Source organism: Telluria sp. LT2P34 (genome assembly GCF_059685915.1).
Genome location: NZ_JCASIN010000006.1, coordinates 98,722 through 120,185, shown reverse-complemented (window position 1 = coordinate 120,185; position 21,464 = coordinate 98,722). Strand labels below are relative to the sequence as shown.

Sequence of the window (21,464 nt, the reverse complement as noted above, 5' to 3'; positions counted from 1 at the left end):
ACGACGCCGCACCAGCTTGCCCCGCTAACGCAAGGCCAGCGGGCGCCCGCCCGCCGCCTCCAGCAGCGCGCCCTCGAGCGAGGCGACTTCGTCCTCGGCAAAGGCGAGCAAGGCATCCTTGTCGCCATCATCGAGGTAGACCTGCTTGATCAGCGCCACGCCACGCCGCCGCAAGGGCTGCGCGACGGTGGGACGCAGGATGGCCTCGCGCAGGCTGTCGGCGAGTTGGCGCGCTTCGTGCGTCCGCCCGGCGTCGACCAGTTTGCGCAGCTGGCCAAGCCTGTGCTCGATCGCTTCGATCGCCTCGATCGGGGCCGGCGGGCCGAGGGTCACGCGCGGCGCGCGCGCGCCAGGGCCAGCAATGGAAGCCGGCCTTGCGCCGGCCGGCGCGGGCACGGGGCCGGCGCCGGAAGCCGCGCCGGCAGCGGCGGCGGCGATGCCAGGCGCATGCGGCAGGCCGTCGGTGTCGAACAGCCCGGCCGACATGGCGCGCAATTGCTGCAAGCGGTTGCCGCCCTCCTCCACGCTTTGTTCGAGCCGGCGCGCCGCCCCGCTGTGGCCCTGGCTCGACAGGGTCTCGGCGAGCATGCGCTTGCTGCGCAGCGTTTCGTGGTCGTCCATGCCGCGCAAGCGCTCCTGCCGGTTGACGACGTGCTGCTGCAATTGCCTTGCCTCCTCGAGCTCGCCCTGCTGGCTCAGTGTCGAGGCCAGCCGCAGCATCACGCCGAGGGTGTCGGGATGGTCGTCTCCGAGCCGGCGCGCCCGGGCCGCGGCAAGCGACTGCTGCATGTCGCGCACCGCGCCGAGATCACCCTGGGCGGCGAAAATTTCGGCCAGCGCCTCGCGCGCCTGCAGGGTCACCGGCGCATCCGGCCCGAGACGGCGCTCGCGCACCTTCAGCACCAGCTCCTGCAGCTTGCGCGCGTTGCCGAGGTCGCCCATGTCGCGCAGCAGGGCCGCCAGCGAGCCGGTGCAACGCAAGGTGTCTTCGTGCTCGGTGCCGAGCACGCGCTGGCGGCCCTCGAGCACGCGCTCGTACAGCATGCGTGCCCGCGAGTACTCGCCGTGGGCGGCCAGCGTGCGCGCCTGGCCCGCCAGGGCGTCGAGGGTGGCGAAATGGCCCGGGCCATACAGCCGCTCGCAGGCCTCGGTGACCTCTTCACGCAGCGCCAGGGCGCGGGAAAACTGCTCCAGCTGGGCCAGCGTCGATGCCAGGCCGGATTTTGCGGCCAGCGTTTCGGGATGGTCGGCCCCGGCCGCGTGCATGCAGTGTTCCAGCAGAGCCTCGAACTGCTGCTGCGCCTCGGTCAGCCGGCCGCCGTCGCGCAGGATGCCAGCCAGTGCGGCACGGGCGGCGCGGGTGTCGGGATGTTCGTCGCCCAGCAGGCGCACGCGCAGTTGCAGTGCTTCGGACACGCATCCGTGGGCCTGGGCCAGGCGGGAGCCATGGTGGTGCAGCTCGCCCAGGCGCATCAGCTCGCGCGCCAGCAGCGCGGCGTTCGCATCGAGCGCTTCTTTGGGATCAAGCGCTTTCTTTGCATCGAGCGCTTTATTTGCATCGAGCCCTTCCCTGGCATGCAGCGCTCCGTGCGGCCGGACGCCGTGGCGCTCGCCGGCGGCCAGGGCGGCGCGCGCCGCGTCCACCGCGTCCGCCAGGTCGAGTTCGGCGCGCGACTGCCACGGGAAGCGCCCGGCCGCGGCCCAGCCGAGCAGCGCCTCGATGGCGCGCGTTTGCGACAGGCGGTCGGCGTCGCGTTCCGGCGCGGCGCCCAGGTGCTCGGCGGCCCCGGCCGCGACGGCGCCATGCAGCTGCACTTCGTTCAGGTAACTGTCGAGCGAGGGCTGGGACAGGCCGTAGCAGCTGCGCAGCAATTGCTCGAGCACGGCCTGGTAGCCGACGCTGCCCTTGTGCGGGTCGCCGCGGCGCCACAGCATGCGCCGCTCGGCGTCGAGGCTGTCGACGCCGCAAGGCAGCGGATACACCAGCAGCGGATGCTGCGCTTCCTCGTGGCTGCAGCGGTAGTCGATGGCGCGCGTCACGACCCCGGCCAGGCCATCGAGGCTGCGCGCGTTCGGCGTGAACAGGCCGACCAGGCGGTCGGGCAGCAGCGTCGTGCAGACACTCACGCCGGCCGAGCGCCCGCCGCGGCAGTCGATCAGCACATGCCGGAAGTGGCGCGTCAGGTGCCCGGCGAAGGCCCGGAACAGCGCCGGGCAGGCCGCGAACAGCCCGTCCCAGTCCATGCGGTCGGCGCGCTCGCCATAGCTGTCGTCGAAGCAGCCGGCGCGCATCAGGTACAGGGTGCGGCTCTGGTCGACCCGTTCGACATAGGCTTCCCAATCGATCGCCTCGAGCACCAGCCGCGCACGTTCCTCGTGATCGAGGTCGGGACAGCTGCGGCCGAGCGACTCGAGCTGCTCGCGGCAGGCTTCGAAGTATTCGAGCAGGCCTGCACGGCCGGGCTCGGGCCGGGCGCTGTCCGGCCGCGGCATGTCCTGGTCCGGACCCTCGCTCTCGTAGCGCTCGTCGCGGGTGGGAAACAGGTGATGCAGGCCGGGGGCCTCGGTATCCCAGTCGATCATCAGCACCGGCACGGTGGCATTCTGGCGGCTCGCCAGCAGCACCGCGGCGTCGGCCAGCGCGAGGCTGCGCGCGGCGCCGTTTTCGAAGGAATAAAAGGTGGTCACTTCACCGGGGCCGCTGATGGGGGGAAGCGTGATGCGGTTGATTTCCATGGGCTCCTCATTTTTTTGGAAAGGTCAGGTCCGGGACGGCACGCCACTCCGGTGGGACATCAGGGAGCACGAATTGGTTGCAATCATGATCAGCCGGCATGTACATTTTCTGGTACTGGTAATGGGTCGCGATGCGTTTCACGATCCGGTCGATATCGGGCAGGAAATCGCCGTTCGATTTCAGGTCGGCGGTGGCCATCGTGAAGTGCGAAAAATCGACGTAGAAAGTGGAATTCGCAATCTGCGGCGGCAGGCGATCCGGATGCTGGGTCATGATGACCGGAATGATCAGGTGGCTCGGCAAGGTGTACCACTGGCTGCGCTCGGCTTCGAGCTGGCGCATCCCGGCGTATTCGCGCCGGGTGTAGGGGTGCGCTTCGTATTTGGGTGTGTAGATGAGAATCATGCAGACGCTCTCGCACATCGCGCGCGCTATCTTGCGGTCGAGGTCGTCGCCGCCGCCAAGCTGTTCGGTGTCGATGAAGAGTTCGTCTTCGTTGTCGAAATAGGGTTCCAGATAGCAGCGCAACGCATCGGCCAGCGCGCTCTTGAACCGGTTCATCAAGTCGTGTCGCCCGTGGGCATAACTGAAGAAACAGCCGTACCTTATCGCCATTGCCATTTCCCCCATTCAAGGCCCACTAATGCGATGTGCATGCATGACTCTAGCGTTCCAAAACCCCGCCATTTTGCGGGCGCACAAACGCGCCGGCCTCATCACGCGCCATGCGGCGTTTGCGTTCCGTCAGGCATAATTCGGCCGTTTTTAAACATTGCTCATAGGAGATGTCATGAAAGCTATTAGTTGCACGGACTGGGGTCCGCCCGACATGCTGGTGCTGCAGGACTTGCAGGACCTGGTGCCAGGCAGCGGCGAAGTCGTCGTCGACGTGCGCGCGGCCGGCGTGAATTTTCCCGACGTGCTGACGGTGCAGGGCAAATACCAAGTGCGCCCGCCCCTGCCATTCACGCCCGGTAACGAATTCGCCGGCGTGGTGCGCGCCGTCGGCGACGGCGTGCAAGGCTTCGCGCCGGGCGACCGGGTGATCGGCTTCACCCGCACCGGTGCCTTTGCCGAGCAGGCGCTGGCGCCCGCGGACGCCCTGATGCCGATGCCGCCCGAAATGGACTTCGACACCGCCGCTTCCATCACCCTCACCTACGGCACCTCGCACCACGCCGTGGTCGACCGCGGCGCCCTGCAGCCCGGCGAAACGATGCTGGTGCTGGGCGCGGCGGGCGGCGTCGGGCTGGCCGCCATCGAGATCGGCAAGGCCCTGGGGGCGCGCGTGATCGCGGCCGCCTCCAGCGACGACAAGCTGGCCGTGTGCCGCGCCCACGGCGCCGACGTCCTGATCAACTACACGAGCGAGGACCTGCGCGAGGCGCTGAAGGCGGCCACCGGCGGCAAAGGGCCAGACGTGATCTATGATCCCGTGGGCGGCCCCTACAGCGAACCGGCGCTGCGCTCGATTGCCTGGCGCGGGCGGCTGCTGGTGGTGGGTTTCGCGGCCGGCGAGATTCCGAAGCTGCCGTGGAACCTGATGCTGCTGAAAGGCGCATCGGTGGTCGGCGTGTTCTGGGGCGAGTTCGTGCGGCGCGAGCCAGCGAAGAACCTGGCCGCGATGCGCGACATGCTGGGGTGGATGGCCGAGGGCAAGCTCAAGCCGCTGGTGTCGAAGCGCTACGCGCTGGCCGATACGGCGCAGGCCTTGAATGACATGGCCGAGCGCAAGGTCACGGGCAAGGTCGTGATCAATCCGTGATCAATCCGCCGGCTTGAAAAAATCCAGCACTTCCTGCTGCACCCGCGTCCGCTTGAACGGGGGCAGGCTCTGCCAGATGCGGCGGCCGTAGGGCTTGCTGATCAGGCGCGGGTCGCAGATCATCAGCACGCCGCGGTCGTCGACGTCGCGGATCAGGCGGCCGGCGCCCTGCTTGAGAGTAATGATCGCTTCCGGCAGCTGGTGGTGCATGAAGCCGTTCATGCCCTGCTTTTCCATCACTTCAATGCGCGCGGCCAGCACCGGGTCGTCCGGCGGGGCGAAGGGCAGCTTGTCGATGATGACGAGCGAGAGCGCCTCGCCGCGCACGTCGACGCCTTCCCAGAAACTCTGGCTGCCCACCAGCACCGCGTTGCCGGCGTTCCGGAACGAGTCGAGCAGCTCGGTGCGGCCGCGTTCGCCCTGCACGAACAGCGGAAACGCCAGTCCACGCTCGGCGAACTCGGTGCGCAGGCGTTCGGCGACCCGGTTCACCGCGCGAATCGTGGTGCACAGGAAGAAGGTACGCCCGCCCGCGGCCTCGATGATCGGCAAGGCATGGTCGACCACGGCATCGGTATAGCCCATCGAATTCGGTTCCGGCAGCCCGAGCGGCACGTAGAGCACGCCCTGTTCCGCGTAATTGAACGGGCTCGGCCAGGTCATGGCCGGCTCGCCGGTCAGGCCCATCTGTTCCGAGAAATGCTTGAAGTCGTTTTTTACCGCCAGCGTGGCCGAGGTGAAGATCCAGGTGCGCGGGGTGCCCTCGCGCTGGTTCTGGAAAATCGGTGCGATCGACAGCGGCGTGCGGTGCAGTTGCAGCGAGGAAGCAAAGGCCTCGACCCACAGCACGGCCTCGTCGCCCTCCACCACTTTGCCCTTGGCGTCCGGCTTCCAGCCCTCGTAGGCCGCTTTCAGTTCTACGGCGCGCACGCGGCAGGCTTCCAGCGTTTCGGCGCGCTGCGCCTGCTCTTCCAGCACGTCGACCAGGCCGTCGAGTTCTTCCTTGAGCTTGTCGAGCGCGGGGAAAAAGCTTGACGCCGGCGGCACCTGCAGCAGCGACAGGCGCGTGCCGCCCTCGGGGAAAGTCAGGCGCAGGTCACGCGCCGCCTTTTCGACGACGGTGACGACTTTCGCCCAGTCGGGCCCGCGCGCATGCGCCAGGCCTTCGGCCAGCACGTCGCGGCACAGTTCCAGCACCTGCGCGGTCGACACCGACTGGCCGAAGAACAGCGTGGCCGTGTCGGGCAGCTGGTGCGCCTCGTCGAAGATGATGGTGTTGGCCGACGGCAGCAGTTCGGCCACGCCGGTGTCCTTCAGCGCCACGTCGGCAAAGAACAGATGGTGGTTGACCACCACCACGTCTGCTTGCTGCGCCTCCCGGCGTGCCTTCATCACGAAGCAGTCCTGGTAATACTGGCACTCGGCGCCCATGCAGCTGTCGCGCGTCGACGTGACGAGGTTCCAGACCGACGCGGTCTCGGGCACCTTCGCCAGCTCGGCCTTGTCGCCCGAACTGGTCATCTTGATGAAGCGCGAGATTTCGCGCAGGTGGCCGACGTCGTCGCGCGAGGTCAGGCGCCCGTTCTGGAGCGTGCGTTCCAGGTGGTAGTGGCAGACGTAGTTCGAGCGGCCCTTGAGCAGCGCCACCGAGACCGGCGCCTTGAGGGCTTTGCGGATCGTCGGGATATCGCGCAGGAACAGCTGGTCCTGGAGGTTCTTGGTGCCGGTCGAGACGATGGTCTTGCCGCCCCACAGCAGTGCCGGGACCAGGTAGGCGAAGGTCTTGCCGGTGCCGGTGCCGGCTTCGGCCATGAGCACCTTCTGGCCGTCGATCGCGGTGGCGATGGCTTTCGCCATCTCGGTTTGCGCTTCGCGCGGCTTGTAGGTCCCGACCGCGGGCGCAAGCGGGCCGCCGGCGCCGAATAGGCGGTCGAGCTCGGCATCGTACTTGCCAGCGGGGGCCTCGTTCGTTGAATCGGCAGACGCCGGGGCGGCGCCGGGCACAGGAAGGTGATCGGTCAAAATGGGTGCTTTAAATGCGTAACTTGGATGAGCAGCTTGAATGCGAAGGGAGAAGACAGTCAGGCCGGCACGTCCGGCACCAGTTGCATTTTCAAGAGGGTGATATGGTCTTTCAGCTGCAGCTTGCGCTTTTTCAGGCGGCGCAGCTGAAGCTGGTCGGCATGTCCATCGGCGGTCAGCATCGCAATGACCGCGTCCAGGTCGCGGTGCTCCACGTCGAGTTCGATAATACGGCGCTGGATGTCTTGGACATCGGTCATGATGGGGGTTCCAAACGAATTTTCAACAAGGCGGGGCGGCGACTGTGCCGGTATCAGGATGCAGATAGTCCTCTTGCGGCTTGCAACTCTGGGGCTTCTCGGTGCATAGTTTAATCTAGAGCGACGTTGCCGCCAACAAAGATCGGCCCCTGAGCCACGGAAAGCATCAAAGTTTATGAATCTCTTCAAGATTGAAGCCGGTACCGGGCAACACATCGGTAACCGTCCGCGCCAGAACGATCGGGTCGCCCTGCTGACCGGCGCACGTGCGCCGGGCTATGTGCTGGCGGTGCTGTCGGACGGCATCAATGGCGCCGCCGCGAGCGACCAGGTGCTGCACACGGCGCGCCTGGTGTTCGACGAGTTCAAGCCTGCCGACACGGCCAACCCGGAGCGCCTGGCCCAGCTGCTGCGCGACATCGTCGCCGAAACGCATACCGTGATCAAGATGAACGCCGTCACCACCGGCGAAGAATCGCATGCCAGCTTCGTCGGCCTGGTGCTGTCGCCGCATGGCGAAGCCGCGTGGGCGCACGTGGGCGACTCGCGCCTGTACCGTTTCGTCGATGGCCAGCCCGTCATGCGCACCGGCGACGAAGCGTATATCGAGCACCTGGTATCGCTCGACAAGCTGCCGCTCGACGCCGCGCGCAATCACCGGCGCTCGAAGCTTCTGATCAACGTATTGGGAAACAGCCGCAAGGAACCCTTCGTCACGGTCGGCTGCCAGACGGGATTGACGCCGGGCGACAGCTTCCTGCTCTGCTCGGACGGGCTCTGGCATTTCTTCACCGATGCCGAACTGGCCTCGGCGCTGGGCCGTTCGACCCCGCGCCAGGCCGCCGAAATGCTGATCGAGAAAGCCGCCGAACGCTCGCAGGGCAAAGGCGGCAATTGTTCGATGGCGATCGTGAAACTGTCCGCATCCTTGCAGGCCGGCGCCAGCTTCGCGTCCGCCACCCACCCGGCGGCTGCCGACTAGGCAGGCTTAACGGGCGTCCGCGGCCGCCTTTGCGGCGGCAGCCTTTTGCGCGGCGGCGCGCTCCTGTTTTTCCCGTTCGGTCTTGGCCGCTGCCGCGGCGCGCTTGGCTTCGCGCTCGGCCTTTCTTACGGCCACTTCGCGCTGCCGCTGTTCCGATTTGAGGCGCCGCTCTTCGAAAGCGGCGGCGCTTTCGGCGCGCTTGGCGGCATCGGCTGGCGCCGCGGCCGCCTCTTTCTGCAGGCGCGCATTGCGCTCGGCCAGGCGCTTGGCGGCCGCGCCCGGACGCGGCGGCGGCACCGGCGCGACCGTCTTGGGCGGCGCGGCCGGAGCGGCGCCTGCGGCCAGCTCTTCGGCCTTGAATTTGGCTTCGGCCTGCGCCATGGCGCGGTCGCGTTCCTCGACCTTGGTCTTGCGCTGGAAGTATTCCGCCTCGACCTCGACTGCGCGCTGCACGGCCAGGCTGCTGCGGCGGCGCTCCCTGGCTTCATCCAGGCAGTTATTTACGAAAAACTTCTCGTAGCACAGCGCTTCGCGCGCGGCATAACGGGTCTCGATCGCGGCGCGCTCGGCGGCCACGTTGGCCAGCCGTTCGGCGGCCTGGGCCTTGGAGGTGGTCGGCGCGACCGCGTCATTCGGGGGCGCCGCCCGATTCGAGGCGCACGCGGCCAGCAGGCCGCAAGCGACGAGCGTGAAAGCCTTGCGCAACATGCACTGTGCTCTTGTTGACATCTTCTTCCTTTGTCTCGTTACTGGTCAGGCAATCGCGGCGGCGGCGCCGCGGCGTTCGGCCAGCATGTACTCGCGCGATTGCATCTCAATGATACGCGAGACGGTACGGTGGAATTCGTTCGACAGCACGCCCTTGGTATACAGCGCTTCCGGTTCGACCGCTGCCGACATCAGGAGCTTGACCTTGTGGTCATAGAAGACGTCGATCAGCCAGGTGAAGCGGCGCGCTTCCGACGATTGTCCCGCCGACATCGCCGGGATGCCCGACAGGACCACCGTGTGGAAGCGCGTCGCCAGTTCCAGGTAATCGTTCTGCGAACGTGGGCCGCCGCAGAGGGTGGCGAAATCGAACCAGATCACGCCGCCGGCCCGGCGCAGCGCCCGGATTTCGCGGTTTTCGATGTGCACGATCGGGTTTTCGTCCGCGGTGTCGGCCACCTTGGCATAGGATTCGCGCAGGGCGTGGTCCGAGGCCGCGTTCAGTGGCGTGTAATACGCCTGCACCTGCTCCATGGCGCGCTTGCGGTAGTCGTTGCCGGCGTCGACGTTCAGGATATCGAGCTTGTCCTGCAACAGGGCGATCGTCGGCAGCATGCGGTCGCGGTGCAGGCCGTCCGGATACAGGGTCGACGGCTCGTAGTTCGAGGTCATGACGAAACTGACGCCGTTGTTGAACAGGGCGGTCAGCAGGTTGTACAGGATCATGGCGTCGGCGATGTCCGAGACGTGGAATTCGTCGAAGCAGATCAGACGGTATTTCCTGGCGATGCGCTTGGCCACCTCGTCGAGCGGGTCGGCGACGCCTTTCAGTTCGTCGAGCTGGCCGTGCACGGCGCGCATGAATTCGTGGAAGTGCAGGCGCGTCTTGCGCACCACCGGGACGACCGAGTAAAAACTGTCCATCAGGAAGGACTTGCCGCGCCCTACCCCGCCCCACATGTAGACGCCGCGCGGCACGTCGGGACGGTTGATGAGGCGCTTGAAAGCGGACGACCGCTGGGCCTTGTACTGGACCCAGTCGTCGTACGCCTGCTGGAGGCGGTCGACCGCCGCTTGCTGCGCAGGGTCGGAAGTGAAGCCGCGCTCGGTGAGGGCGTGCTGGTAGAACTCTTGGACGTTCATATGTGCTTGATTCGAACCGCAGATAAACGTAGGGTGGGCGGGTCCCCCGCTCACGCGTTCAACCAGCCGATGCAAGCCATGGAGCAGGCCTGCTAAAGTGGTTTGAACGCGTGAGCAGGAAACCTGCCCACCCTACCGTACGGAGAACGCTGGTTTAGAAATTCAGCGAACGCTTGTCGACCGCCAGCGCGGCTTCCTTCATCGCTTCCGACAGCGACGGGTGCGCGTGGCAGATGCGGGCGATGTCTTCCGACGAGGCCTTGAACTCCATCGCGACGACGGCTTCCGAAATCAGCTCGGAAGCAACCGGGCCGACGATGTGCACGCCGAGGATTTCATCGGTCGTGGCATCGGCCAGGAATTTCACCATGCCCGAGGTGTCGCCCAGTGCGCGCGCACGGCCGTTGGCCATGAACGGGAAGGTGCCGGCCTTGTAGGCGACGCCATCGGCTTTCAGCTGCTGCTCGGTCTTGCCGACCCAGGCGATTTCCGGCGAGGTGTAGATCACCCATGGAATCGTGTTGAAATTGACGTGACCGTGCTGGCCGGCGATACGCTCGGCCACGGCAACGCCCTCTTCCTCGGCCTTGTGCGCCAGCATCGGGCCACGGACCACGTCGCCGACCGCCCACACGCCCGGCAGGCTGGTACGGCATTCGTCGTCGACGACCACGAAGCCGCGCTCGTCGAGCTGCAGGCCGACCGTCTCGCCGCCCAGGCCGATCGTGTTCGGCACGCGGCCGATCGAGATGATCAGGCGGTCGAAGGTGGCGAGCTGCTCGCCGCCATTGCCGTCGACATAGGCGACGCTGACATTGTTCTCGCCCTTGGTGATGGCGCCGATCTTGCAGCCCAGGTTGATTTTCAGGCCCTGCTTGGTGAACAGCTTGTAGGCTTCCTTGGCGATCTGCTCGTCGACCGCGCCGAGGAAAGTCGGCAGGCCTTCGAGTACGGTCACGTCGGCGCCGACACGGCGCCAGACGCTGCCCATCTCCAGGCCGATGACGCCGGCGCCGATCACGCCGAGCTTGCCCGGCACCGCATCGATGGCCAGCGCGCCGGCGTTCGACAGGATCAGGCGCTCGTCGAATTCCGCGCCAGGCAGCTGGCGTGCATTCGAGCCGGTGGCCACGACCACGTTTTTCGCGCTAAGGGTGTCCGTCGTCGGGCCGGAGACGTTGATGGTGTAGCCACCTTCGGCGGCGCCGGCGAAGGAGCCGCGGCCGTGGAAGAAGGACACCTTGTTTTTCTTGAACAGGAACAGGATGCCGTCGTTGTTCTGCTTGACGATCACGTCCTTGCGCTTGAGCATTTGCGGCAGGTTCAGCTCCAGGCCCGACACATTGATGCCGTGCTCGGCGAATGCATGGCCGGCGTGCTCGAAGTGTTCCGACGACTGCAGCAGTGCTTTCGACGGGATGCAGCCGACGTTGGTGCAGGTGCCGCCAGGCGCAGGCTTGCCGGCGGCAGTGCTCCACTCGTCGATGCAGGCGACCTTGAAGCCCAGCTGGGCCGCGCGGATGGCCGCGATATAGCCGCCAGGGCCACCGCCGATGACGACGACGTCGAATTGTTTCTCGTTACTCATGAATTAATCCTTATTTATTCTTCTGGGACAAAAATCCACATCAGCAGATAGGCCAGCGCTCCGAAACCGGAGGTCAAGATGGTAAATACGGTGAAGATCAGGCGCCAGACCCAGGACTCGATGCCGTAGGTGCCGGCGAGCCCGCCGCACACCCCGCCCAGCCAGCGGTCGGCGCGCGAACGGCGCAAGCGTTTCATGTGGCTGTTCAGGTCCTCGCCGGCCGTGGTCCGGTAGGCGTGGCTGGTTGCGTTGCCATTCTTGTCCAGGTTGATACGCTCGGAAGCGCTCGCGCCGGCCAGGATTTTCGCCTTGGCCTGTTCGAACTCGACGTCGCTCAAGGCGCCCGCCTGGTGCAATTCGTGCAGGCGACGGATTTCATCGGAGATCATGGTATTCCTCCAAAAAGTTCACGAACAAGGCTTCCAGCACCGTATTTACTACCGTTTTCCCCGATTACAAGTCCAACAGCAGGCGCGACGGATCTTCCAGCGTTTCCTTCATGGCCACCAGGCCCAGCACGGCTTCGCGGCCGTCGATGATGCGGTGGTCATAGGACATGGCCAGGTAGTTCATCGGACGGATGACGATCTGGCCGTCTTCGACGACAGCGCGTTCCTTGGTGGCGTGGATGCCCAGGATCGCCGACTGCGGCGGGTTGATGATCGGGGTCGACAGCATCGAACCGAACACGCCGCCGTTCGAGATCGAGAAGGTACCGCCCGACAAGTCTTCCAGGGTCAGCTTGCCGTCCTTGGCTTTCTGGCCGAATTCGCCGATCTTCTTCTCGATCTCGGCAATCGACAGCTGGTCGGCATTGCGCAGGATCGGCACCACCAGGCCGCGCGGCGAACCGACCGCGATACCGATGTCGAAATAGCCGTGGTAGACGATGTCGTTGCCGTCGACCGAGGCGTTCAGGACCGGGTACTTTTTCAGGGCGGCGACGGCGGCCTTGACGAAGAAGGACATGAAGCCCAGCTTGACGCCGTGTTCCTTCTCGAAGCGGTCCTTGAACTTGTTACGCAGCTCCATGACCGGGGCCATGTTGACTTCGTTGAAGGTGGTCAGGATGGCGTTGGTCTGTTGCGACTGCAGCAGGCGCTCGGCGATACGGGCGCGCAGGCGGCTCATCGGCACGCGCTCTTCCGGACGGTCGCCCAGGTTGATGCTTGGCGCGGACACCTGCTGGAGTGCAGGCTTGGCAGCCGGCGCAGGCGCGGCGGCGGCTGGCGCAGCGGCAGGCTTGTTGGCGACAGCGGCCAGGGCGTCGCCCTTGGTCACGCGGCCGTCGCGGCCCGAGCCGTCCATGCCGGCGGCGCTCATGTCATTGTCGGCCAGGATCTTGGCCGCCGCAGGCATCGCCACGCCGGACATCGCGCCGCCGGCCGCTGGTGCGGCAGCAGCCTGGATCGGTGCGTTCGGGGCGGCCGAAGGAATCGCCTTGACTGCCAGCGGGCTGGTTTGGGCCGACGCTTCGGTATCGATGACGGCAATGACTTCACCGGCGACGACGGTGGCGCCGTCGGCCTTCAGCAGTTGCACGATCACGCCGGCGCTTGGCGCCGGCAGTTCAAGGACCACCTTGTCGGTTTCGATGTCGATCATGTTTTCGTCGCGCGAGACCGGCTCGCCGACTTTCTTGTGCCAGGACAGCAGGGTTGCTTCAGCAACCGATTCCGACAATTGGGGGACCTTGACTTCGATTTGTGCCATGTAAAACTCCGTAAAAATTTTTGTATTCTTGAAAAACGCCCGGCCGGCCTGGGAGGCTGGTCGGGCGCGGACGATAGTTCTTATTTAGTCAGGATGAAGCCCTTGAGCTTCGAGAACGCCGTATCGAGCAGTTCCTTCTGCTGCGCCACGTGCTTGTCGGAGTAACCGACAGCCGGCGCGGCCGATGCCGGGCGTCCGGCGTAAGCCAGGCGCTGACCTTCGTCCATGTTCTCAAAAATGTTGTGCTGGATCTGGAACCACGGACCCTGGTTTTGCGGCTCGTCCTGCGCCCACACGATCTCGGTGGCGTTGCTGAATTTCTTCAGCTCGGCCGAGAAGGACTTGTGCGGGAACGGGTACATCTGCTCGACGCGGATGATCGCCACGTCCGACACGCCGCGCGTCTTGCGGGCGCCGACCAGGTCGAAATAGACCTTGCCCGAGCAGGCGATGATGCGCTTGACCTTCGAGGCTTCGATTTTGTCGTCGCATTCGCCGATGACGGTCTGGAAGGCGCCCTTGGCCAGGTCGGTCAGCGGCGAACCGGCGTCCTTGTTACGCAGCAGCGACTTCGGCGTGAAGATCACCAGCGGCTTCCTGAACTGGCGCACCATCTGGCGGCGCAGCAGGTGGAAGATCTGGGCGGCCGTGGTCGGCTGCACCACTTGCATGTTGTTGTCCGCGCACAGCTGCAGGAAGCGCTCGATGCGGCCCGACGAGTGCTCCGGACCCTGGCCTTCGTAACCGTGCGGCAGCATCATGACCAGGCCCGAGGCGCGGCCCCATTTCACTTCGCCCGATGCGATGAACTGGTCGATCACGACCTGCGCGCCGTTGACGAAGTCGCCGAACTGGGCTTCCCAGATGGTCAGGGTATTCGGCTCCGCGGTCGAATAGCCGTACTCGAAACCGAGCACCGCTTCTTCCGACAGCACCGAGTCGATCACCGTGAACTGCGCCTGGGTTTCCGACACGTTGGCCAGCGGCAGGTAGATGCCCTGGTCCCAGCGCTCGCGGTTCTGGTCGTGCAGCACGGCGTGGCGGTGGACAAACGTGCCGCGGCCGGCGTCCTGGCCCGACAGGCGGATCGCATAGCCCGAGGCCAGCAGCGACGCGTAGGCCAGGTGCTCGCCCATGCCCCAGTCGAGGTTCATCTCGCCGCGGCCCATGGAAGCGCGGTCGTTCAGCACCTTGTCGACCAGCGAGTGCGGCTTGAAGTTTTCCGGCACCGAGGTGATGCGCTCGGCCAGGCGCTTGAGTTCCGTCAGCGGCACGGCGGTATCGCAGGCGTCGGTCCACTTCTTGTTCAGGAAGGGCGCCCAGTCGACGGCGTACTTGTTCTTGAAGTCGGTCAGCACCGGGTCGACCGTGTGCTTGCCGGCGTCCATCGCATCGCGATAGGCGGCGACCAGCTTGTCGCCTTCGTCGGCCGAAATGGTGCCCTGGGTGGCCAGCTTTTCCGCGTACAGCTTGCGCGTGCCCGGATGCTTGGCGATCTTCTTGTACATCAGCGGCTGGGTCAGCGCCGGCGTGTCCTGCTCGTTGTGGCCCAGTTTGCGGTAGCAGATGATGTCGACCACCACGTCCTTGTGGAACTCGGTGCGGTAGTCCATCGCGATCTGCGTCGCAAGCACGACCGCTTCCGGGTCGTCGGCGTTGACGTGGAAGACCGGTGCTTCGATCATTTTCACGACGTCCGAGCAGTACAGCGTCGAACGGGCGTCGCGCGGGTCGGAGGTGGTGAAGCCGATCTGGTTGTTGATGACGATGTGGACCGTGCCGCCGGTGCCGTAGCCGCGGGTCTGGGCCAGGTTCAGGGTTTCCATGACCACGCCCTGGCCGGCGAAGGCGGCGTCGCCGTGGACCAGGATCGGCAGCACTTCGCGGCCCTTGCGGTCGCCGCGGCGCTCCATGCGCGCCTTGACCGAACCCTCGACCACCGGATTGACGATCTCGAGGTGCGACGGGTTGAAGGCCAGCGACAGGTGGACCGCGCCGCCCGGGGTCGAGATATCGCTCGAGAAGCCCTGGTGGTATTTGACGTCGCCCGACGGCAGGTCGTCGGCATGCTTGCCTTCGAACTCTTCGAACAGTTCCGAAGGCGCCTTGCCGAGGGTGTTGACCAGCACGTTCAGGCGGCCGCGGTGGGCCATGCCGATGACGATTTCCTGCACGCCGTGCTCGCCGGCGCGCTGGATGGTTTCGTCCATCGAGGCGATGAAGGACTCGCCGCCTTCGAGCGAGAAGCGCTTGGCGCCGACATACTTGGTGTGCAGGTAGCGCTCCAGGCCTTCAGCCGCCGTCAGGCGCTCGAGGATGTGGCGCTTCTTCTCGGCCGAGAAGGTCGGGGTCGAACGGATCGACTCCAGGCGCTCCTGGATCCAGCGCTTTTCGGTCGGATCGCTGACGTACATGAATTCAGCGCCCAGCGAGCGGCAGTAGGTGTCGCGCAGCATCTGCAGCAGGTCGCGCAGCGAGGTGCTCTCGCCGCCGAAATACGTGTTCGAGATGTTGAATTTGGTGTCGAGATCGGCGTCGGTGAAGCCGTAGAAAGCCGGGTCCAGTTCCGGGATCGACGGGCGCTCCTGGCGCTGCAGCGGATCGAGGTTGGCCCAGCGCGAGCCGAGGTAACGGTAAGCGGCGACCAGCTGGGTCACGGCGACGCGCTTGCGGCCCATTTCCGGGTCGGCTTCCTGGGCGGCGCTGACGGTACGGATCGGGCCCTGCTTGGCGCGCTCGGCAAACGAGGCGATGACCGACGAGTGGATCACGTCAGGACGGGAGCTGCCGTCGACCGCAGGCACATGCTGCATGTTGTCGAAATAGGCGCGCCAGTTGTCCGGCACCGAGCCAGGATTGTTCAGGTAGGCTTCGTACAACTCTTCCACGTACGGCGCATTACCGCCGAACAGGTACGAGTTCGCGTTCTGTTGCTGCATCATCTTGCTCACCTTTCTTCGCGCTTCGCGAGTTTGGCGGGTTGGTTAACCTTCCGCGACACGGCCTGACCGGTTAGCGGATCGCACTACTTTTCAAGTTGTGGGGAAGGACTGTTATTACGAGTCAAGACTGTCCTGATTCTCCGCAATAGCGGCTGGTATTGTAACGCAACATACGGCAGGCATAAGCCGTGCCCTGAATTTTGTTGACCGGCTAAATGATAATCGTTATCATTTGGGTCGAATACTCAACAGGAAGCTTGCATGTCTGTCCAGAACCCGCCGGGTCCGTCAATTGCCTCCGCGAACACCAGCGCCACAGCCCTCCCCGGCGCGCGGCGTTCGCTATGGCTCAAGACCCTGCACCAGTGGCATTGGATCAGCTCGGCAATCTGCCTGATGGCGATGTTGCTTTTTAGCATCACCGGCTTCACGCTGAATCATGCGGCGCAGATCGAATCGACGCCGCAGGTCACGCGGCTCAAGGCGCAAGTACCGGCAAACCTGTTGCCGGCCTTGAAAACCTATGCCGAACAGCATGTCGATGGCGAAGCACCGGTCCCGCCGGCACTCAGCGCCTGGGCCGGCGCAGCCTTCCCGGTCGACCTGCGCGGGCGCAGCGCCGAGTGGAGCGAGGAAGACGCCTATATCGCCCTGCCCCGTCCCGGCGGCGACGCCTGGCTGCGGGTCGGCGTCGACGGCAAAGCCGAATACGAAGTCACCTCGCGCGGCGCCATTTCCTGGCTCAACGATCTGCACAAGGGCCGCAATACCGGTCCGGTCTGGAGCTGGTTCATCGACATCTTCGCGCTCGCCTCGCTGGTGTTCTGCATCACCGGTTTCCTCATCATGAAGATCCACGCGGCCAACCGGCCATCGACCTGGCCCGTCATCGGCTTCGGCATCGTGCTGCCGGCCGTCCTCGCGCTCTTGTTTGTTCACTAAACCATATATAGATAGGCATTGCATGAAATTGTCTTCCTCGCTCGCAGTGACCCTGCCCCTGGCCCTGCTGTCCACCGGCGCCGTGGCCGCCGAGCTGTCGGTGAAGTTTGAACTGCCGCAGCTGAACGTGGCCGAATACCACAAGCCTTACGTGGCGATGTGGATCGAAAAAGCCGACGGCGCCGTCGCCTCCACCTTGTCCGTGCTGTACGACGTCAAGAAGAAGGACAATGCCGGCGAAAAGTGGGTGAAGGACATGCGCACCTGGTGGAGAAAGGCCGGCCGCGAAGCCAAGCTGCCGATCGACGGCGTTTCCGGCGCCACCCGCGCCGCCGGCACCCATACGCTCTCCTTCGGCCCCGAGCGCAACGGCATCGACAAGCTGCCGGCCGGCGACTACAAGCTGGTCGTCGAGGCGGCGCGCGAAGCGGGTGGACGCGAACTGGTGCGGGTGCCGTTCACGCTGCCGGCCAAGGGAAAAGTCGCGGCGAAAGCGACCGGCAAGGAAGAACTGGGCGCCGTTTCCCTCCAAATTCAATAAGCGAAGGTGACATCAATGCATACGTCCTGTATCAAGCGTGACTTATTCAAGCATGGCGTCCTCGCCCTGCTCATCGCCAGCGCAGCCGGCGCCGCCAGCGCCCACCGTCCGTGGATCCTGCCGACGGCCACCATTATCGAGCACCAGGACGCCTGGGTCACGATCGACGGCGCCGTCTCGGAAGGCCTGTTCGACTTCGACCACATGCCCTTGCGGATGGATGGCTTGACCGTCACCGGCCCGGACGGCGTGGTGTCGGCGGGACCCGCCACCACCATGGCCAAGCGCCGCGCCAGCGTCGACCTGCCACTGCCGAAAGAAGGCACTTACCGCATCGCCCTGATCAGCAATAACGTGATGGGCAGCTACAAGGCCGGCAATGAGGTCAAACGCTTCCGCGGCAGCGAAGCCGATTTCGCCAGGCAGCTCCCGGCAAACGCCCAGGACGTGCGCAGGACCATCACCCACCAGCGCATCGAAACCTTCGTCACCGCCCACAAGACGAGCGAAGGCGCCTTGCAGCCGAGCGGCACCGGCCTGGAAATGGTGCCGCTGACGCACCCGAACGACCTGCGCGCCAACGAAACCGTGCGCGTGCGCTTCCTGCTCGACGGCAAACCGCTGGCCAAGCTGCCTTTCAGCCTGGTGCCAGGCGGCGTGCGCTACCGCGGCGTGGCCAACGAAATCCGTTTGACGACCGATGCCAAGGGCGAGGCCAGCTTCAAGCTGCCGGCTGCCAACATGTACTGGATGAACGCGGCCTATCCGCCGAACCCGGGCAAGGGCCCGGCGCCGGACGACGGTCCTGCCGAAGTGCGCCGCTACGCCTACACCGCCACGCTCGAAGCGCTGCCGGAATAAGGGTCCTCATTGCGCCAGGTCCTGGTCCCCGCCGCCATCGATCCCACGCTGCCGCCTCCGGGTAGCGTGCTGCTTGACGCGGCCGGGCCGACCATGGGCACGACCTGGTCGGCGCGCATGATGGTGCCGCCCGGGGTGCGCAGCAAGCTCGATGACCAGCTGCAGCGCGAGCTCGACGGCATCAATGCCGAAATGAGCCACTGGGATCCCGAGTCCAACCTCGGACGCTACAACCGGGCGCCGGCCGGAAGCTGGCATGCGCTGCCGCCGCGCTTCCTGGAAGTGCTGGCGTATGCGCTCGAGGTTCATGAACTCAGCGGCGGCGCCTACGATCCCTTTGCCGGCGCGCTGGTGAACCTGTGGGGCTTCGGCCCGAGCGGGCGCCACGATCAGGCCGGCTTTTCTGCACCGACTTCCGATGCGGTCGCGGCGACGCTGGCGCAGCGTGCCGCCGCGCAGCCCCGGCTCGACCCTGCCGGCGGGCGGCTGCTGCAGCCGGGCGGCGTCCAGCTCGACCTGTCGTCGGTGGCGAAAGGCTATGCGGTCGACCGCCTGGCCTGGTGCCTGGAGCAGCACGGCCTGCGCCATTACCTGGTCGAAGTCGGCGGCGAGCTGCGCGGCGCCGGCATGAAACCGGACGGCCAGCCCTGGTGGGTCGAGCTCGAAAGCGTGCCCGGCCTCGATTCCGCCGAGACCGTGGCCGCGCTGCACGGCCTGGCGATTGCCACTTCCGGCGACTACCTGCGTCGCTATGCGCTCGGCGAACAGCAGCTCTCGCACACGATCGATCCGCGCAGCGGCGCCCCGATCGCCAACGATGTCGCCTCGGTCACCGTCCTGCACCCGAGCGCCATGGCGGCCGACGCCTTCTCCACCGCCATTACCGTGCTGGGCGGCGAGGCGGGCCTCGCCTTTGCCGAAGAAAAGCAGCTGGCCGCGCGCCTGCTGCTGCGCCGCGCAGGCGGGCTCCAGGAAGTCACTACGGGCGCTTACCGCGCCCTGCTGCAATGATGAGCATCGACCCCGCGCGCTGGGCCGGCGCCTTCGTCCTCGTCCTCGCCTGGATCGGCCTGTGCGCGGCGTTCCTGCGCAAACCCAAAGCGGCGACCATCTCCGCCGAGGCCGACTGGCTGGTGGTCTACGCCAGCCAGACCGGCAATGCCGAATACCTGGCGCAGCAAACCGCCGCCACGCTCGGCACCGGCGGCCTGGCCGCGCGCGCGCTGTGCATCTCCGCCTTCGACGCCGCCGCGCTGGCCGGGGCGACGCGCGTCCTCTTCATCGCCAGCACCTATGGCGAGGGCGATTCGCCCGACACCGCGGCGCGCTTTGCCGGCGTCACCATGCCTGCAAACGCTGACCTGTCGTCGCTGCACTATGGCGTGCTGGCCCTCGGCGACAGCAGCTACAGGAATTACTGCGGCTTCGGCCGATCGCTCGACGCCTGGCTGCGCGCGCGTGGCGCCACGCCGCTCTTCGAACGCATCGACGTCGACCGTGGCGATCCAGGGGCCATCTCCGCCTGGCAGCACCAGCTGAGCCACCTGGCCGGCACCAGCGACGCGCCCGACTGGGAAGCGCCGGCCTACGACGACTGGCGCATCGTCGAGCGCACCCAGCTCAATCCCGGCAGCGCCGGCGGCCCGCTGTTCCGGGTCGTCCTGCAACCCGTCGACGCCGCCCTGCCCGACTGGGAGGCGGGCGACCTGGTGCAGGTGAGCGCGCCGCTGGATCCCGCCCTGCCGCGCGAGTATTCGATCGCCTCGGTGCCGGCCGAGGGCGGCATCGTGCTCTTTGTGCGCCTGCAGCGGCATGCCGACGGCAGCCTCGGGGCGGCGTCCGGCTGGCTGTGCGAGGGTGCGGGTGACAAGGATCCGGTTGCCCTGCGCGTGCGCCCCCATGCCCGCTTCCGCCTGGGAGAGAACGCCCGCCGCCCCCTGATCCTGATCGGCAACGGCAGCGGCCTGGCCGGCCTGCGCGCCCACCTGAAGGCACGCATCGACGCCGGCGTGCCGGACAACTGGCTGGTGTTCGGCGAACGCAATGCCAGCTGCGATTTCCTGTGCCGCGACGAGCTTCAGGCCTGGGTTGATGCCGGCAAGCTGGCGCGCCTGGACCTCGCCTTTTCGCGCGATGGCGGTGAGGTCCGCTATGTGCAGCATGTGCTGGCCCAGCAGGCCGCCGGGTTGCGCGCCTGGGTCGCGCGCGGCGCGGCGATTTATGTCTGCGGCAGCCTGCAAGGCATGGCCACGGGCGTGCACGGGGCGCTGGCGTCGGCGCTCGGCGCCGCGGGCCTCGACGAGCTCAGCGCGCAAGGACGCTACCGGCGCGACGTGTATTGATCCCGCTCAGCTCGTCTGTGGCTTACTTCCTGTCAAGCCTCTGGCCTCAACATCCCGCGTCTCAGGTGATGCCTGCAACAGCTTCCTTGCGGCGCCACACCACCTGCCCGCTGTCGTAAAAATAAGATGTCCTTTTTAAGAAAGGACATGCCATGCAGCTTGTCGCAAAAACCCTTGTCATCCTGCTCGGCCTGATCAGCCAAGCCGCTCTTGCTGCCAAAACCCAGGCGCCGCCCGCGTCCGGGCTCGCCGGACATTATTACCTGCAGGGCGAACGGGAGCTGGGCTCGAAAATGATGCTCAACAAGTCCGGCAATTTTCACTGGATGCTGTCCTATGGCGACGTCGACCTGGCCGCCCAGGGCACCTGGCAGCAGAAAGGCAAGCGCGTCGTGTTGAAACCCGCGCCGCGCCAGCCGGGCAAGTTCCGGCTGTTCGACGGCCCTGAACTGGGCCTGCGCAAAGCTCCCGTCCCCGGCACCTGGGTCGCCGTGGTCGGCAATCCGATGGAAGGACCGGCCGCCGACGTCGAGGTACGCTTCGAGAGCCGTGCCGGCAAGACGGCCACCGCGGTCAGCAAGGCCAATGGCGATGCGGTCGTTTCCATGCCCGCCGGCGAAGAATGGGTGCGCAGCGGACTGCGCCGCGCGGGAACCCGCGACAAGTGGGTCTGGATCGAGGTCCCGAACGAGCGCGCCAGGGCGCGCATCGCGGGCTTCGCGGTCACCAACCAGCGCGACATCCAGCCGCCGCCGTTCAAATCGCTCACCTTGATCCAGCAAAAAGGCAAGCTGGTCATCGACGACAAGTCCTTCGGCATTCGTGGAAGGTATGCAAAGCATTATTGAGAGAGCCCTGCAGAAAGCGCGGCAAGGCGTTGTACCACGCCGGTCTGTCGTTACCTGCGCCGGCCGACAT

General features: G+C 66.0%; 18 protein-coding genes. 8 read left to right on the top strand and 10 right to left on the bottom strand.

Annotated features, from left to right (window positions below):
- Positions 1-24: 24 nt before the first annotated feature.
- Positions 25-2,736 (bottom strand): tetratricopeptide repeat protein, encoded by a 2,712-nt coding sequence (locus AC56KZ_RS16395; RefSeq protein WP_497163253.1) that lies wholly within the window; start codon positions 2,734-2,736, stop codon positions 25-27.
- Positions 2,737-2,743: 7 nt separating this feature from the next.
- Complete coding sequence (locus tag AC56KZ_RS16390) at positions 2,744-3,352, bottom strand: toll/interleukin-1 receptor domain-containing protein (protein WP_497163252.1); 609 nt, start codon at positions 3,350-3,352, stop codon at positions 2,744-2,746.
- A gap of 175 nt (positions 3,353-3,527) precedes the next feature.
- On the opposite strand from AC56KZ_RS16390, the gene AC56KZ_RS16385 reads away from it, so the two are divergent.
- Positions 3,528-4,502 carry an NADPH:quinone oxidoreductase family protein gene (locus AC56KZ_RS16385; RefSeq protein ID WP_497163251.1) on the top strand — a complete coding sequence of 325 codons (975 nt, stop codon included), beginning with the start codon at positions 3,528-3,530 and terminating at the stop codon, positions 4,500-4,502.
- Here AC56KZ_RS16385 and yoaA read toward each other — a convergent pair whose 3' ends face one another.
- Both yoaA and AC56KZ_RS16375 read right to left on the bottom strand, forming a co-directional pair.
- Positions 4,503-6,524, bottom strand: coding sequence for a DNA repair helicase YoaA (gene yoaA, locus AC56KZ_RS16380; RefSeq protein ID WP_497163250.1), 2,022 nt, complete (start codon positions 6,522-6,524; stop codon positions 4,503-4,505).
- A gap of 59 nt (positions 6,525-6,583) precedes the next feature.
- Positions 6,584-6,784 (bottom strand): YdcH family protein, encoded by a 201-nt coding sequence (locus tag AC56KZ_RS16375; protein ID WP_056333185.1) that lies wholly within the window; start codon positions 6,782-6,784, stop codon positions 6,584-6,586.
- A 175-nt stretch (positions 6,785-6,959) separates the two neighbouring features.
- Between AC56KZ_RS16375 and AC56KZ_RS16370 the strand changes: the two genes are divergently transcribed.
- Positions 6,960-7,766, top strand: coding sequence for a PP2C family protein-serine/threonine phosphatase (locus AC56KZ_RS16370; RefSeq protein WP_497163249.1), 807 nt, complete (start codon positions 6,960-6,962; stop codon positions 7,764-7,766).
- A 6-nt stretch (positions 7,767-7,772) separates the two neighbouring features.
- Here the strand turns inward: AC56KZ_RS16370 and AC56KZ_RS16365 are convergent, their stop codons facing one another.
- The 6 genes from AC56KZ_RS16365 to AC56KZ_RS16340 all read right to left on the bottom strand — a co-directional run bounded on the left by AC56KZ_RS16365 (position 7,773) and on the right by AC56KZ_RS16340 (position 15,860).
- Positions 7,773-8,474: a hypothetical protein gene (locus AC56KZ_RS16365; RefSeq protein ID WP_497163248.1), complete on the bottom strand. Its 702-nt coding sequence runs from the start codon at positions 8,472-8,474 to the stop codon at positions 7,773-7,775.
- A gap of 45 nt (positions 8,475-8,519) precedes the next feature.
- A complete protein-coding gene (gene zapE, locus AC56KZ_RS16360) occupies positions 8,520-9,617 on the bottom strand; it encodes a cell division protein ZapE (RefSeq protein ID WP_497163247.1) in 1,098 nt (365 codons plus the stop codon).
- Between the two features lie 154 nt (positions 9,618-9,771).
- Complete coding sequence (gene lpdA, locus AC56KZ_RS16355; protein ID WP_497163246.1) at positions 9,772-11,205, bottom strand: dihydrolipoyl dehydrogenase; 1,434 nt, start codon at positions 11,203-11,205, stop codon at positions 9,772-9,774.
- Positions 11,206-11,219: 14 nt separating this feature from the next.
- A complete protein-coding gene (locus tag AC56KZ_RS16350; RefSeq protein WP_497163245.1) occupies positions 11,220-11,594 on the bottom strand; it encodes a PspC domain-containing protein in 375 nt (124 codons plus the stop codon).
- Between the two features lie 64 nt (positions 11,595-11,658).
- Positions 11,659-12,918 (bottom strand): 2-oxoglutarate dehydrogenase complex dihydrolipoyllysine-residue succinyltransferase, encoded by a 1,260-nt coding sequence (odhB, locus tag AC56KZ_RS16345; protein ID WP_497163244.1) that lies wholly within the window; start codon positions 12,916-12,918, stop codon positions 11,659-11,661.
- A gap of 80 nt (positions 12,919-12,998) precedes the next feature.
- Positions 12,999-15,860, bottom strand: coding sequence for a 2-oxoglutarate dehydrogenase E1 component (locus tag AC56KZ_RS16340; RefSeq protein WP_497163243.1), 2,862 nt, complete (start codon positions 15,858-15,860; stop codon positions 12,999-13,001).
- A 261-nt stretch (positions 15,861-16,121) separates the two neighbouring features.
- Between AC56KZ_RS16340 and AC56KZ_RS16335 the strand changes: the two genes are divergently transcribed.
- The 6 genes from AC56KZ_RS16335 to AC56KZ_RS16310 all read left to right on the top strand — a co-directional run bounded on the left by AC56KZ_RS16335 (position 16,122) and on the right by AC56KZ_RS16310 (position 21,394).
- Entirely contained in the window at positions 16,122-16,802 is a 681-nt protein-coding gene (locus AC56KZ_RS16335) for a PepSY-associated TM helix domain-containing protein (RefSeq protein ID WP_497163242.1), read from the top strand.
- A gap of 22 nt (positions 16,803-16,824) precedes the next feature.
- Positions 16,825-17,343 (top strand): DUF2271 domain-containing protein, encoded by a 519-nt coding sequence (locus AC56KZ_RS16330; RefSeq protein WP_497163241.1) that lies wholly within the window; start codon positions 16,825-16,827, stop codon positions 17,341-17,343.
- A 15-nt stretch (positions 17,344-17,358) separates the two neighbouring features.
- Complete coding sequence (locus AC56KZ_RS16325) at positions 17,359-18,204, top strand: DUF4198 domain-containing protein (protein ID WP_497163240.1); 846 nt, start codon at positions 17,359-17,361, stop codon at positions 18,202-18,204.
- A gap of 9 nt (positions 18,205-18,213) precedes the next feature.
- Positions 18,214-19,215, top strand: a complete 1,002-nt coding sequence (locus AC56KZ_RS16320; RefSeq protein WP_497163239.1) for an FAD:protein FMN transferase — start codon at positions 18,214-18,216, stop codon at positions 19,213-19,215.
- Positions 19,215-20,546, top strand: a complete 1,332-nt coding sequence (locus AC56KZ_RS16315; RefSeq protein ID WP_497163238.1) for a sulfite reductase subunit alpha — start codon at positions 19,215-19,217, stop codon at positions 20,544-20,546. The genes AC56KZ_RS16320 and AC56KZ_RS16315 overlap by 1 nt, the downstream gene beginning before the upstream one ends.
- Positions 20,547-20,698: 152 nt before the next feature.
- Positions 20,699-21,394: a hypothetical protein gene (locus tag AC56KZ_RS16310; protein ID WP_497163237.1), complete on the top strand. Its 696-nt coding sequence runs from the start codon at positions 20,699-20,701 to the stop codon at positions 21,392-21,394.
- Positions 21,395-21,464: the final 70 nt, after the last annotated feature.